We start from the raw sequence: 13,415 nt of genomic DNA on the forward strand, positions 1-13,415 counted from the left end.
GGACAGGACAAGCAAAGGAGCTATTTAGATCACTAAACACAGAGATATTTATGAAACTACAAACATACACAACTCACATACTGAGAGTTCAATCGAGACAGACAGTAGTTGACGTTGCGCTAGATTACCCAGCGTACTCTAAAGACGCTACTGACTACACAGAACTATCAATCATCATAGATTGCGCTGATCTGACACAAACGCAATTCGATACTCTTCACTATCAGTTCAGCATCAGTCAGAGACTGAAGAAAGATAGCACTTTGTTAGTAATATTTTGGAGAGAGGAATCTAGCAATGACTAATCCAGACTTAGAGCTACTTAGACAAATGCAGCGACTATTAGCTGACTGTCAAGCATTGTTAGCAGAGTATAAGCCTGACGACTGGGAAGGGTTCCCGGATGACAGTTACAGAGCCGAGTATGAGAGAGTACAGACAGAGCTGGAGTTAGTATTGTCTATACAGGGTAAAAAGTGACAGAGGGAAATCAACGGCTGCTATGATCGCAGCCTATTTTGCTGCACGTCGCACAATTTCAGTTTAAAATCTCGATTTTCAGCAACGTACAAGAGTTCAAATCATGAAACAAAAATTCAAACCGGCGACGCGCATCGCGGATACGCCACTAAGCACGGGCGTACTGTTTTCCGATCTGCCAGATTTGGTTAAAAATTGTTCGTATGCAACTACAGACGGTCAGCGTATACAAAACAGCGAGCTAATTATGCTATTGGAATGGGCCGAAAACTCCATTCCGATGCTCAAATTAGCGGGAGAAATACTAGGAAAAAATAACATAGTTGACACTGATTTTTATGACGAGAACTATTGCTGGCTGTTAGAAAATGCAGGCTGGGATAGTGTCGCTGTAGATTGGATAATGAAATTTTTCTCATACGCTCAGTTTTTGCCAGAAATACAGATTCAGAAATGAATCTCGAGAGGGTTTTTAAATGAAAATTTACGCAGATTACGAAATTAGATTAATAGCAAACGAACGATTTGGTCGGGATTACGATTTCAGTCTAGATGTCACAGAAAAAAACATAGCAGAGTTGCAAGAAGCTCTTGAATGTGACACTGATTGCGATTTAAGACTAAAAGTCGGATGGTGTTTTGTAAAAAACGGCGTGAATGCTATCGAATTGCATTCTAACAATACAATGGGATATGGCGGTGGAGGAACTGACGTCATAGCTTTAATTCTTTGATGACATAATGCAAACCGGGGCTTTACGGCCCCTTTTTTTATTTTGCCAGCCTTTTATTTCTTAGCTCTTTCTTTTTTTCTTCACTCAGCATCAAAATTACTTCAATACTGTATCGAATATAAAGCGGTGTTTTTTTGCTGCCAGTCTTATACATGCTGTAACTCGATTTTCCGATCCCGAGCACTTTAGCAGTGTCGGACTGATCAGTTCTTAATGCCATTTCTAATTCATTAAATATGCTCACATTGCACCCTCCCGGACTCTAATTCTAGTGTAAATCGGCAGTTTTTTTAAAAATTTACAGTTCACATTGTGAACTTTGATCTATAGTTATTGACTCATCGTTCAAATAAATAACGAGGTATTATTATGACGATACAACATACGGATTTGATAATAGAAAGGGAGTACGGGAGCCAAGATTGGCAGCGATACAATAAGAAAATCTGGGATCAGATATATACAACTGTCCCGGAACCACTACTGTTTGAGAACTTTCTGTATAACTACGCAACTCAGATAACGGACGGACAATACACTGGCGGGAGCTGGGAGATTGTCGAGATAAAAAGGGGCGGCTTTTATTTTCGTCCCGTTGCTAATCAAAAATGGAATGTAACAAGCATGGCATATCAATCTGAGCATGAAATAACATCGGATGCTTTCGGCCTAGCTCTCTCAATAATAGTTTTTAGCAACTATCAGAGTTCACCGGAACGTTACTCAGATTATTTAACAGAGCTTTATGGCAATTGCCGTGATTTAGCTTTTGATGATAATGCAGCCCACCCGGAAAACGATATTATTTTTAAATTGATTGATTAATTCAGGAGTAATTCAAATGAGCGAGAATAAAAAAACTGTTTACGACATTGTTGTTAGCTTTCAGGGTTTAATTGGCAGACAAAGAAAGGTTCAAAGCCAATTATTAAAAACAGAAGACTTAGAGGAAAAACCCAGCCATGAAAAAGCGATAGAGATTAGCAAATCACTTTTAGATGAAAACAAAGCCAGATCAATTCACGATGACACCATCAGAATAACAATTCAGAAAAATGAAATCGGTGAAATTTCTGAAACCGGATTCTTTTCTAAAACAACGATGCTTTTTGATAAAGACTGGTCTGAAACTTTTTATCATCAACTGTAATTAAATAGCCAGGGACGGCTTAATTCAATTAATAGCTATGAAATTAATTAACGAATACGATTTTAAAACAAATCAATTAAAAATGATCGGAGTATTAAATAATGATCACGTTCCGGGATTCATTCTCACAAATGTCTGTAGCTCAAACGATCAGACAAAAACAAAATCAGTACGTAGCAAAACAGTTAGAAAGCTGGTTAGCAAGTAACGCTTTCCCTTCTAACTGTCTCACGCCTGAGACAGATAGGGATTCGTTGCCGCTGGATAAATGGCAGTTTGAGACTGACCTGGCACCCGAAAGTAGTTACTTGCTAAAAGTGGAGCTATTCGTGTGCAAGAACGATATAAGCAAGGAAACCGGGATAGCAAGAGAAATCGGTTTTGTCTGGTATCACTGTCACTGCGACAGGTACGGAGCACCACAGCATGACTGGCAGGTAGGAGGGAGATTTGTGACGAATGGCATTCTGTTTAATCACGGATCGGAGAGTGAACCGAGCTGGTCTGTGCATACCTGAAAACGTAAAATGGGTATGGAAACCCATGTTTGATTTTCTTTTTTGGCGGCTAAAAAAAACGGCGGATAATTTGGCGGATATTTTAGACAATGAAAAATTTAATACCTTCAGAATCATACGGTTACACATCTAAGTTATATCAACCAATAGACTATAGCTATGAATAAGCTCAATATACTGATTGCGGGTTGTGGCGATGTTGGCTGTGAACTCGCCCGGCAGTTAACCGCCATGAAATGCTTTAATGTCTGGGGGTTACGGCGAAATATTGCCAGGTTACCTGCTGACGTTAACCCCATCCGGGGTGACCTGTTTAATGCCAAAATGCTCGGTGACTGGCCTGAACAGATTGACTACGTGGTCTATGCCGCCGCCTCTAATGGACGAACAGAAGCGCATTATCAACAGGCTTACATTGATGGGCTGCAAAATATTCTTAACCGTCTGGTGAACGAGCAATACCAGCCAAAACGTATTTTTTTCACCTCCAGTACCAGCACTTTCCACCAGAGTAATGGCGAATGGGTGAACGAAACGTCGGCCACCCAGCCGGTGAAGTTCAATGGTCGAATCATGCTGGCCGCAGAAAAACAGTTACAGCATGCTCCCTTCCCTGGCACGGCCATACGTTTTGGCGGGATTTATGGGCCTGGCCGAAACCGGCTGATCAGCCGGGTGTTGAAAGGTGAAGGCTGCCCGATAAAGCCCGCCGTATACAGTAACCGAATTCACCAGAAAGACTGTGCCGGCATCATCGCCCACCTTATTCGGCGCGATATGGACCATCTGCCGGTGGATAACTTATATCTCGGCGTTGACAGTACCCCGGCGACCACGTTTGATGTGCTGCAATGGCTTGGTGAGCAGTTGAATGTGGCATTAGACAATAGCCATTATCCATCGCCACAAAGGGGTAATCGACGGTGCTCTAACCAGCGGATTATTGAGACAGGTTATAAATTTTACTTTCCTGATTACAAAAGTGGTTATACCAGCCTTCTCCATAACAGGGATTAAATCAGGCAGGTTCTGCGGGCAGACTGACAGCCAGCAGAGCCTGATCATCCACAGGCTAAAAAAACCTGAACGACCGTTAATACAGGCTTATTAACGGCTTACCAAGATATAATTCACAGAGTTATCCACAAGACAGGTTGATGGGCATGTCGAACCACAATTCGCTTTATTATTTTTGAACTATCGCTTTAAAAATCTTTCTAATGGTTATTAACCACTGGAAAGAGCACAAGATTGTGAGCGCCGCCCCATCAACTTCTGTCGCACCAATACACAACAGGGTGCAGAGCCTCAATGCAGAAAACACCAAGAGCACTTTGTCAGCGCATTGCCACTCAGGACGATCTGTTAATGAAATTGCCGGAGGGCAGGGTGATATAGCAATGCACTCATTACCGGCAGGGCAAGGCTGTATCAAGAATGAATCCGGCAAACATCACTCAGAAATTTTTGATATGCAATGGCAGAGCCACTGCCAGTTCTATTCTGAGTGCTCACACTGCCTGAGACTTCAGACTAAGCCCAGTATCGACAACGCAACTCGACCCATTGTGATTATTGATACATCAGAAAGCTGCCAAAGAATCAAACCAAAAAGCAATGTTCGCCGCAGAATATTCGTAAAGCCCCTGACTCAAGATGACCAGGAGCTGCTATCACTGCAAAAACTTATTTCAGTTCCAGAATAGCCTCTACCTCAACCGGTACACCTTTTGGCAACTCTTTGACACCAATAGCGGCACGGGCAGGATAAGGCTGTTTAAAAAACTCAGCCATGACCTCATTGACTTCAGCAAAGTTCGCCATATCGGTCAGGTAAATTGTCACCTTGGCAGCATCGCCAAGGGTTCCGCCAGCCGCCATGGCAATGGCTTTCAGGTTTTCAAAGCAGAGGCGGGTCTTCTCCTTAAAGCTTCCCTCCAGTAATTCCATGGTGTCTGCAACCAGTGGAATCTGGCCCGAGATATAAACAGTGGTTCCTGCTTTTACCGCCTGAGAATAGGTACCAATAGCTTTGGGTGCCTTATCAGTATTAATCGTCTGTCGGTTACTCATCGATCTACTCTCTTAAGCTTGGGAATCAGAAGCCCATGGAAAAAAAGAAAAAGAAGACACCCGATACTAGGGTGTAAACATTATTTTTCAAGGATTTAGAGCGATATTTACGGGATACTGTGTTTTTGCGGTGCAGCATCCGGTTTTTTCTTGTAATGCTTTAATTCACAGACGTTTATGAATCCCGGCGTCGTCGAATAATCGAGTAAACCCCTTTAATAACCCGAAGTCGTTTAATAATTTTGGCCAGATGCACCCGGTCACGAACACTGAGCAACAACTGAACAATGCTGCAACGGGAGTCCTGCTCGACCATACTGATCTTCTCAATATTGCCTTCCACTGCGGTAATGGCGGTAGCCAGGGAGGCAATCATACCACGGTGATGCTCCAGCTCTACGCTGAGTTCTACGGTAAACTCACCGGAGACGTCCTTATCCCACTCAACTTCCAGAACCTTCTCCGGGTTATGTCGAATTTCAGAGACATTCGGGCAGGTATCCGTATGAATAACAATGCCACGGCCCGAGCTGACATGGCCAACCACCGGGTCTCCCGGTATTGGATAGCAGCACTTGCCAAAGCTGATGACCATGCCTTCAGAGCCACGAATGGAGAGCGGTTTCTCACTGTTGGACAGGTCCAGCTGACTCTTGTTCTCAGGCAGGCTGCCGGGCTCAACCAGTATCTTGGCAACGATATAGGCCATACGGTTACCGAGACCAATATCTTCCAGCAGCCCATCAAGGTCATCCAGTTCAAACACGGACAGTTGCTGGCGAATGACCTGTTCACTGATTTGCTCAAGGCTGCTGTCAAAACTGACCAGTGCTTTGCTCAGCAAGCGTCGGCCCAGGGCAATTGACTCATTTCTGCGCTGATGCTTGAGGAAGTGGCGAATATTGGACCGCGCTTTACCCGTGACAACAAAATTCAACCAGGCCGCATTGGGTCGTGCGCCCGGTGCGGTAACCACTTCAACCGTTTGGCCACTCTGCAACGGCTGACTGAGTGACGCCAGACGTTTATTGATACGACAGGCTACACAGGTATTCCCCACATCGGTATGGACGGCATAAGCATAGTCAACCGCTGTCGCACCTTTGGGCAGCTCTAAAATATGCCCTTTGGGGGTAAAGACATACACCTCATCCGGGAAGAGATCGATTTTCACGTTCTCGATAAACTCCAGAGAGTCTCCGGCATTTTTCTGCAGTTCCAGTACGCCTTTGAGCCACTGCCGGGTTCTGGCATGACTGCCGGACAGCGCTTCTTCTCCGGACTTGTAAAGCCAGTGGGCAGCAATGCCGTTATTGGCCATGTCTTCCATTTCCTGGGTCCGGATCTGGATTTCTATGGGCACACCGTGCATACCAAACAGGGTGGTATGAAGCGACTGGTAGCCATTGGCTTTCGGGATGGCAATGTAATCTTTGAACCGCCCGGGAATGGGCTTATAGAAGTTATGAACAATGCCCAGCGCCCGGTAGCAGCTGTCCACCTTGTCCACAATGATTCGGAACGCAAACATGTCCATGATGTCGTCAAAGGACTTACTCTGGTTCTTCATCTTGCTGTAGATGCTGTACAGATGCTTTTCACGACCCACTACCCGGCCTTTCAGGCCTTCTTCTTCCAGACGGGCAGCAATCGCCTGCTGAACCTGGCTGACCAGGTCTTTACGGTTGCCACGGGCATTACGCACCGCCTGTCGAATCAGCCGGGCCCGCATGGGGTACATGGCAAAGAAGCCCAAATCCTCCAGCTCTATTCGGAGCGTGTGCATGCCAAGACGGTTGGCAATTGGCACATAGATATCCAGCGTTTCTTTGGCTATACGACGGCGCTTGTCAGGCCTCAGCACACCCAGCGTGCGCATATTATGGAGGCGGTCTGACAGCTTAACCAGAATGACGCGGATATCCTTGGCCATGGCCAGCGCCATTTTCTGGAAGTTTTCTGCCTGGGCCAGCGTCTTGTTTTCAAAGTTCATGTGGGTCAGCTTACTGACCCCATCCACAAGGTCCGCAATCACATCACCGAACTGCCCGGCAATGTCCTGCTTTTCGATACCGGTGTCTTCAATGACATCGTGCAACATGGCGGCCATCAGGCTCTGATGGTCCATGTGCATATCAGCAAGAATGGAGGCTACTTCCAGGGGATGAATAATGTACGGATCGCCGCTGCGGCGGGTTTGTCCGTCATGGGCCTGCTCCGCATAATAGTAGGCCCGACGAACCAGGTTGACCTGCTCGGGATTCAGATAGGACTTCAAGCGGCCGGCAAACTCATCGATGGTCAGCAAAGTCCGCTCCTTAAGCGCAGATCATCCATTGCACCTTCTTATCTTCTAAAGCTTGTGATCCAAAGATAGTACGAAGGTAAAACGCTTATTGTTCTACACCAGCGAGAAACATTGCTGCTTCGTCGTCATCAACCGTGCGGTCATCAACGGAAAGAGGGGTTACCAGGCCTTCGGCGATTTCACGCAGAGCCACCACGGTTGCCTTATCATTTTCCCAGTCTACCTTGGGGTCCTTGCCACCAATGGTCAGCTGGCGGGCACGCTTGGAGGCGACCATCACCAGTTCAAAGCGGTTATCTACGTTATCCAGACAGTCTTCTACAGTTACTCGAGCCACGTTTTACTCCATCAATTAGAATCAGGTTCAGAAACAGAACCTTAATGCCGGTTTGCCTGACCCTTTAGTGTACTTTACGACCTGTAGCCAGACAAGCTTTAGCAGGGTTAGTGTTTGCTCCATAAAGGGTGCGGATTATAGTATTCGTAAGCATCATCTAAGCAGAAAAAAACCCTGCCCAACACTAACTCGCCGAATGGCCAAAAGCCTGGAATAGATACATGGTGAATACCCCGAACCGCTCTGACTCAACCAAGAGCCCAAAGAGCACCAAAAAGCTGCAAGATCTGCGTGGCGCAATGGCTGAATATAGCATTGACGTCTGGATTATTCCGTCTTCCGACGCCCATAACAGTGAGTATGTAGCCCCCCACTGGGAAGGGAGGGCCTGGCTCTCTGGCTTTACTGGCTCTGCTGGTACGATGGTAGTAACACAGGATAAAGCAGCCCTGTGGACAGACGGGCGCTACTTTATTCAGGCCTCAGAACAGCTGGCAGGCTCAGAAATCACCCTGATGAAAGATGGTCAGCCCGGCGTCCCATCAATGGTTGACTGGGTGACAGAAGCAGTCTCTGAGCAGGGTTGCATTGGCTTCGATGGTGCCACTCTGAGTCTGAGCCACGTCAGAAATCTCGAAAAGAAACTGGCGGCTAAATCCGTTACGTTGAAATTTGATCACGATCTGCTGAATGGTATCTGGACCGACAGGCCAGCACGGCCTGCTGAGCCCGTCTTTATTCACCAGGATACCTATGCCGGTAAAACCCTCACAGAGAAGGTTACAGAGGTTCGAGAGATTCTCAAGGAGCGAAAAGCAACAGAGCTTCTTATCACCACACTGGATGATATTGCCTGGCTGTTTAATCTGAGGGGGTCTGATATTGACTGTAACCCGGTATTTCTTGCCTATGCACTGATTTCACCGGACAGCATCACGCTGTTTACCAACAAAGAGCGAATAGCAGCGGATGCGCTGTCAGCCCTGGCCAAGGCTGGTGTAGAGCTGGCGGCCTATGATGACGTCCTGGATAGGTTGTCAACGCTTGCGGATAGCACCCGCCTGATGATCAACCCGGCCACCACGGGTTACCAGCTGGCCTCCGCGATTCCTGCATCGATTCACCTGATCGAAGACAGATTGCCCACCACCGACCTGAAGTCCATCAAAAACAGCACTGAGATAGAGCGGATGAAGGAGTGCCATCGTCGTGATGGCGCTGCCATGGTTCGCTTTATCCGTTGGCTGGAAACCAATATTCCCACAGGGCAGCTGAATGAAGTCAATATTGATGAACAGCTGCTGCAGTTCCGCTCAGAGTCAGAGCATTTCCGGGGGGTCAGCTTTCCCTCGATTGTCGGTTATGCCGCCCATGGTGCTATCTGTCACTATCGGGCGGATGAAGAGTCTGCTTACTCCATTCAAACCAAAGGGTTGCTGTTAATCGACTCAGGCGCTCAATACCCGGATGGAACAACGGATATCACCCGCACATTTGCCTGCGGTGAGATGACGGATGAGGAGAAGAGAGACTATACCCTGGTGATGAAAAGCCATATCGCCCTGGCAACGGCCAGGTTCAAGGAGGGAACACGGGGAATACAGCTGGATGCCATTACCCGGCAGCCTTTGTGGAGTGAAGGTATCGACTTTAATCACGGCACCGGCCACGGAGTGGGCTATTTCCTGAATGTGCATGAAGGCCCCCAGAGCATCAGCCCGAGATGGTTTGACGTTGCCCTGAAGCCCGGCATGCTGGTGACCAACGAGCCCGGCATTTACCGTGATAACAAACATGGTGTCAGGCTTGAGAATATTATGCTGATCGCGGAGGACATTGAGAATGAGTTTGGCAAGTTCTATAAACTCATCCCGATGACCCTTGCGCCCTTTGACACTCGCCCGCTGCTGAAAGATTTGATGACGGATACAGAAATTAACTGGCTGAATGGGTACCACGAAATGGTCAGGGAGGCGCTTTCACCTGAACTTCAGGGGCAAGATTTTGAATGGCTGAGGGAAGCGACCAAGGCTTTGTAAAATAAGGAAACAACACTATACCGCTCGCTGGCATAACAAAAGGCTAGTGCATGGTTTTTGACGTGTACAATCTCCGTTCACCCTGAGCGGAGTCGAAGGGTGCTTGGCACAATCTATCAGAGTCCGGAGTTTCCGCCTTTAGGCCCTATGGGTCCTTCGACAGGCTCAGGACTAACGGAGTGCGGAGGCACAACAACCCGTCAAACTCATTGAAACCATGTACTAGTGCGTAGTTTATAGCCAGATTGATTAAAGCCCGGAGACTCCCATATTCTGTAGCTGGGCAAATGGAACCCAATATTATTTCATTGGGTTTACTACTTATCCTCAATTCTGTGCTTCTCAGCAACGTCTTCAAAAAACTTGATCAGATCCTTAACAGCGGCCTGGTTCTTAACATCAGAAGGCTTGTGCTGAATAGCTGCAGGAGCTTCTGGATTGTGATCCTCCTTATCAACAGCTTCTTTTAATACTTCCGTGACTGAGGTCGACCGTTTATTAGCTTCAGGGCTCTTTTTCCTGTGCACAGGCTTACGTGACCCACTGTTTCTATCAAAACTTGTTTTATCATCAACTTTATGAGTTGGCACTGCATCATTTTTATGCACAGGTAAAGGTTTTAAGTCAGAAGATTCTTTTATACCCCCAAGAAGCCCTGAAACCTCTTCATTCAGAAGTAAAAAAAGGTCGGTTCTTTTTTTCAGATAAACATCTTCCGCTTGAATACCCTTTTTCTGGTTGGCTGCATTTTTAGCTATAGACTCAGCTTTACTACGAAGGGTTGAATCCATCTTCCCCATTATTTGGTTAACCAACTTCTCTCCTTCATCAAAATTTGCTTTATTTTTTTGCTTTAATTGTTTCTTTAAGCCAACCCTGATTTCAGACCTGACTTGCTTCATCATAATTTCATAGCAGCTTTGGAAAAACTCTTTTTGGCCATGCATCCCCCCTACTTCTTTAGACACCAGCAGTTGATGCTTTCTCTCTAAATCAGCCCGTTCAATACCCGCAGATTTGATTCTGTGTTTCAGGCCTTCCGCCTCACCTTTTTTTGAACCAGCTAACTTCGTCTTCAGACTAGAAATTTTATTGTCTAAATTTCTTATGTCAGCAGTGTATTTATCCACAGAAATAATTTGAGTATTCAGGCAGGAGCCAAAAAGAAACGCTTTATCCTCTGGGGTCATCATTCCAAGGGAAAGAACGGCTGTCACCTGGCTGTTTACAAACTCAGCAGAAGAGGTTTTCAGGCCACTCAGCATTTGTTGAAGAAGCTCTGCTGTTAAACCAAGCGTTTTTTCCTTATCCTTATCCCGACCAGCGGTAAATTCAAAGCTCATTACCTTGGCAGACAGTTTTACAACGTCGTTATATAACTGCTCTCTTATTTCTGGTGAAGGAGGAGCCTCTCTGGAGTAAGATCTCCTCAGCAGCTGGAAATACTTTTGGATTGCACCTCTTGCCTCTTCTGCAGATTTAGCCTTGATCCCTTTGTTAGCCACTTTGGAAAGGAATTTTGGTGGTTTATCTCGATCAGACTGATGACTTTTCTCACCATTACGCTTCATAAAAGTGTCAGAAAGATGATCCAGAGCATCGACCTGTTTTGGCTTTATTGCTGCATGATCAACCTGGTAATGTTCAGTATTCGTTTTTCTAATTTGACTGTCACAGGAGACACTACCAACTTTATGATGATTATCCTGTGCGGAATTCTGACCTTTGTCAGACTTCTGATGTTTCTGATCATACCTTGGAACGTTTCCACCAGGTACTCTGTTCACACCCATAGCATTACTTCCTTTTAATTCTATGGATTTAAATATAGCTTGTTGCTTAAAGCTGATAAGTAGCTGGCCAAATGGGATCATATATTTCTACCTGAATGAACAGTCACTATGCAAGGACAACACAGGGAGCATAGCCGTTACATGACCCAAGTTGTAACGCCACGGAGTGACATACACCTGATCAGAAAATATGACCTTTTTTGATCAACTACTTACCCTTAATCACTCAGTTTATGAGACCTTTAATCAGATCTTCTTTATAGTGCTGCATCCAATTAATTGACAGGCGCTGGCTGCGAATAATGGTTTGCAGATCCCGCAAGGCAAGATCAAACTCATCATTGATTACCAGGTAGTCAAACTCACCATAATGGGACATTTCACTGACCGCCTGAGACATACGTCTTTCAATGATCGAAAGGTCATCGGTAGCCCGCCCGATCAACCGTTCCCTCAGGGCCTCAAGAGAAGGCGGCAGGATAAAGATTGATACGGCATCAGGCAACAAACGGCGAACCTGCTGCGCCCCCTGCCAGTCAATCTCCAGAATAACATCTTCACCTTTGTTCAGCTGTTCACGAACCCAGTGTGCCGAGGTTCCATAATAATTACCAAAGACTTCAGCATGCTCAAGAAACATACCTTTGCTCAACATGTCCCGGAAGCCTTCGACAGAGGTAAAGTGATAGTTTACGCCATCCTGCTCACCAGGCCGGATACCCCGGGTAGTATGAGAGACCGACACGCGCACATGGGGCGTAGATTCCACCATGGCCTTTACCAGGCTTGTCTTGCCAGCGCCGGAAGGGGCAGCGATTATATAAAGTTTGCCAATATTCATGAACACTCCAGGGAAGCCTCCCTGTTTTAAACCTATGTACTTCAGGATAAGTCAGACTAAGAAATAAGCCCTGTTATTTACCACAAGACAAAAATAACTTGTTGATTATATAAGGTTTCCTATTCAATATTCTGAACCTGCTCACGCATTTGCTCGATCAGGACCTTAAGATTAACAGCGGTCTGGGTAAGTCCAGCATGAATGGACTTGGACGACAGGGTATTTGCCTCCCGGTTGAGTTCCTGCATCAGAAAATCCAATCGCCGTCCAACCGCTCCCTGCCCGGGGCTTTTCAGTGTTCGGCGCACTTCCGCTATATGCGTTTCCAGACGATCCAGCTCTTCATCGACATCCATCTTCTGAGCCAGCATCACCATTTCCTGCTCCAGCCTCTCCGGATTTAACTCCTGTCTGGCTTCAGCCAGTCGATCAAGGATTTTCTCACGCTGGCTTTGCAGAATGTCTGGCAGCAACCCACGAAGCCGCTGCACCTCATCCCCCATTTTATCCAAACGGGCCTCAATGAAAGACTGCAGTTCCTGTCCTTCCCGCTGTCTCATCTCATTCAGTTGAATAAGCGCTGTGTTGAACCCTTTTATGGCAGCCCGATGAACAACGGCCATTTCCGTCTCTTCATTGCTCTGCACGCCGGGCCACTGCAGAACCTCAAGAGGATTGACCGGTGCAACCCGGGAAAAATGGGCCTCAACCTCACGCACTGCCAGTTGCAGCTTTTCCAGCAGGACACGATTCAGGTCAAGCACCTGTTCTTTCTCAACCAGCTGAAATTTCAGGCTGCATTCAACCTTGCCTCGTTTCAGCTGCTTGCGAATCAGTTCTCTCAACGCAGGCTCGATCTCCCGTGCCTGTTCCATGAGACGGAAGTGGGGTTCAAGGTAACGGTGATTAACGGATCGAATCTCCCATACCAGGCTTCCCCAATCCTCCTGTATCTGGACACGGGCGAATGCAGTCATGCTGGAAGTCATGAAATACTCTTTAATCGGTGGGCTAATAAACACTCATTATTTCAGAAGTTTATCCACAAAATAAACCGATGAGATAAGATTTTGGAAAAACTATAGTTCTAAAAATACTGACCACTTGGGCGTATGTCATTGATTTAATAACGCAGCATCAAC

Annotated in this window: 14 protein-coding genes; 7 read left to right on the top strand and 7 right to left on the bottom strand. The window is 46.4% G+C overall.

The window, feature by feature from the left end; translation table 11 throughout:
* Positions 1-297: 297 nt before the first annotated feature.
* The 3 genes from ACO6UX_RS01555 to ACO6UX_RS01565 all read left to right on the top strand — a co-directional run bounded on the left by ACO6UX_RS01555 (position 298) and on the right by ACO6UX_RS01565 (position 1,214).
* Complete coding sequence (locus ACO6UX_RS01555) at positions 298-480, top strand: hypothetical protein (protein WP_422444225.1); 183 nt, start codon at positions 298-300, stop codon at positions 478-480.
* Positions 481-583: 103 nt separating this feature from the next.
* Complete coding sequence (locus tag ACO6UX_RS01560; RefSeq protein WP_422444227.1) at positions 584-937, top strand: hypothetical protein; 354 nt, start codon at positions 584-586, stop codon at positions 935-937.
* Positions 938-956: 19 nt separating this feature from the next.
* Positions 957-1,214, top strand: a complete 258-nt coding sequence (locus tag ACO6UX_RS01565) for a hypothetical protein (RefSeq protein WP_422444229.1) — start codon at positions 957-959, stop codon at positions 1,212-1,214.
* Positions 1,215-1,251: 37 nt separating this feature from the next.
* Here ACO6UX_RS01565 and ACO6UX_RS01570 read toward each other — a convergent pair whose 3' ends face one another.
* Positions 1,252-1,458, bottom strand: coding sequence for a hypothetical protein (locus ACO6UX_RS01570; RefSeq protein ID WP_422444231.1), 207 nt, complete (start codon positions 1,456-1,458; stop codon positions 1,252-1,254).
* A 125-nt stretch (positions 1,459-1,583) separates the two neighbouring features.
* Between ACO6UX_RS01570 and ACO6UX_RS01575 the strand changes: the two genes are divergently transcribed.
* The 3 genes from ACO6UX_RS01575 to ACO6UX_RS01585 all read left to right on the top strand — a co-directional run bounded on the left by ACO6UX_RS01575 (position 1,584) and on the right by ACO6UX_RS01585 (position 3,899).
* The gene (locus ACO6UX_RS01575) at positions 1,584-2,039 is read left to right on the top strand and encodes an antirestriction protein (protein ID WP_422444233.1); all 456 of its coding nucleotides are present in this window, start codon (positions 1,584-1,586) and stop codon (positions 2,037-2,039) included.
* A gap of 16 nt (positions 2,040-2,055) precedes the next feature.
* Positions 2,056-2,364, top strand: a complete 309-nt coding sequence (locus tag ACO6UX_RS01580; RefSeq protein WP_422444235.1) for a hypothetical protein — start codon at positions 2,056-2,058, stop codon at positions 2,362-2,364.
* Positions 2,365-3,041: 677 nt separating this feature from the next.
* Positions 3,042-3,899: an SDR family oxidoreductase gene (locus ACO6UX_RS01585; RefSeq protein ID WP_422444237.1), complete on the top strand. Its 858-nt coding sequence runs from the start codon at positions 3,042-3,044 to the stop codon at positions 3,897-3,899.
* Positions 3,900-4,568: 669 nt separating this feature from the next.
* Here ACO6UX_RS01585 and ACO6UX_RS01590 read toward each other — a convergent pair.
* The 3 genes from ACO6UX_RS01590 to rpoZ all read right to left on the bottom strand — a co-directional run bounded on the left by ACO6UX_RS01590 (position 4,569) and on the right by rpoZ (position 7,600).
* Positions 4,569-4,955 carry a RidA family protein gene (locus tag ACO6UX_RS01590; protein WP_101748583.1) on the bottom strand — a complete coding sequence of 129 codons (387 nt, stop codon included), beginning with the start codon at positions 4,953-4,955 and terminating at the stop codon, positions 4,569-4,571.
* Positions 4,956-5,130: 175 nt separating this feature from the next.
* A complete protein-coding gene (spoT, locus tag ACO6UX_RS01595) occupies positions 5,131-7,263 on the bottom strand; it encodes a bifunctional GTP diphosphokinase/guanosine-3',5'-bis pyrophosphate 3'-pyrophosphohydrolase (RefSeq protein ID WP_422444239.1) in 2,133 nt (710 codons plus the stop codon).
* A gap of 85 nt (positions 7,264-7,348) precedes the next feature.
* Positions 7,349-7,600, bottom strand: coding sequence for a DNA-directed RNA polymerase subunit omega (rpoZ, locus tag ACO6UX_RS01600; protein ID WP_066016900.1), 252 nt, complete (start codon positions 7,598-7,600; stop codon positions 7,349-7,351).
* A 221-nt stretch (positions 7,601-7,821) separates the two neighbouring features.
* On the opposite strand from rpoZ, the gene ACO6UX_RS01605 reads away from it, so the two are divergent.
* Positions 7,822-9,639: an aminopeptidase P family protein gene (locus ACO6UX_RS01605; protein WP_422444242.1), complete on the top strand. Its 1,818-nt coding sequence runs from the start codon at positions 7,822-7,824 to the stop codon at positions 9,637-9,639.
* A 317-nt stretch (positions 9,640-9,956) separates the two neighbouring features.
* Here the strand turns inward: ACO6UX_RS01605 and ACO6UX_RS01610 are convergent, their stop codons facing one another.
* From ACO6UX_RS01610 to ACO6UX_RS01620, 3 genes are all read right to left on the bottom strand, one after another.
* A complete protein-coding gene (locus ACO6UX_RS01610) occupies positions 9,957-11,513 on the bottom strand; it encodes a hypothetical protein (RefSeq protein ID WP_422444244.1) in 1,557 nt (518 codons plus the stop codon).
* Between the two features lie 145 nt (positions 11,514-11,658).
* On the bottom strand, positions 11,659-12,273 hold the full coding sequence (gene gmk, locus ACO6UX_RS01615; protein ID WP_101748579.1) for a guanylate kinase: 615 nt from the start codon (positions 12,271-12,273) through the stop codon (positions 11,659-11,661).
* Between the two features lie 119 nt (positions 12,274-12,392).
* Complete coding sequence (locus ACO6UX_RS01620) at positions 12,393-13,250, bottom strand: YicC/YloC family endoribonuclease (protein WP_422444246.1); 858 nt, start codon at positions 13,248-13,250, stop codon at positions 12,393-12,395.
* Positions 13,251-13,415: the final 165 nt, after the last annotated feature.

It is taken from the genome of Endozoicomonas sp. ALB091, assembly GCF_049310265.1.
GTDB lineage: Bacteria > Pseudomonadota > Gammaproteobacteria > Pseudomonadales > Endozoicomonadaceae > Endozoicomonas.

Excerpts from the sequence above, each read along its gene's own strand:
- ACO6UX_RS01555 (WP_422444225.1), top strand. The coding sequence starts at position 298 with ATGACTAATCCAGACTTAGAGCTACTTAGACAAATGCAGCGACTATTA.
- ACO6UX_RS01560 (WP_422444227.1), top strand. The coding sequence starts at position 584 with ATGAAACAAAAATTCAAACCGGCGACGCGCATCGCGGATACGCCACTA.
- ACO6UX_RS01565 (WP_422444229.1), top strand. The coding sequence starts at position 957 with ATGAAAATTTACGCAGATTACGAAATTAGATTAATAGCAAACGAACGA.
- ACO6UX_RS01575 (WP_422444233.1), top strand. The coding sequence starts at position 1,584 with ATGACGATACAACATACGGATTTGATAATAGAAAGGGAGTACGGGAGC.
- ACO6UX_RS01580 (WP_422444235.1), top strand. The coding sequence starts at position 2,056 with ATGAGCGAGAATAAAAAAACTGTTTACGACATTGTTGTTAGCTTTCAG.
- ACO6UX_RS01585 (WP_422444237.1), top strand. The coding sequence starts at position 3,042 with ATGAATAAGCTCAATATACTGATTGCGGGTTGTGGCGATGTTGGCTGT.
- ACO6UX_RS01590 (WP_101748583.1), bottom strand. The coding sequence starts at position 4,955 with ATGAGTAACCGACAGACGATTAATACTGATAAGGCACCCAAAGCTATT.
- ACO6UX_RS01605 (WP_422444242.1), top strand. The coding sequence starts at position 7,822 with ATGGTGAATACCCCGAACCGCTCTGACTCAACCAAGAGCCCAAAGAGC.
- ACO6UX_RS01610 (WP_422444244.1), bottom strand. The coding sequence starts at position 11,513 with ATGATCCCATTTGGCCAGCTACTTATCAGCTTTAAGCAACAAGCTATA.
- gmk (WP_101748579.1), bottom strand. The coding sequence starts at position 12,273 with ATGAATATTGGCAAACTTTATATAATCGCTGCCCCTTCCGGCGCTGGC.
- ACO6UX_RS01620 (WP_422444246.1), bottom strand. The coding sequence starts at position 13,250 with ATGACTGCATTCGCCCGTGTCCAGATACAGGAGGATTGGGGAAGCCTG.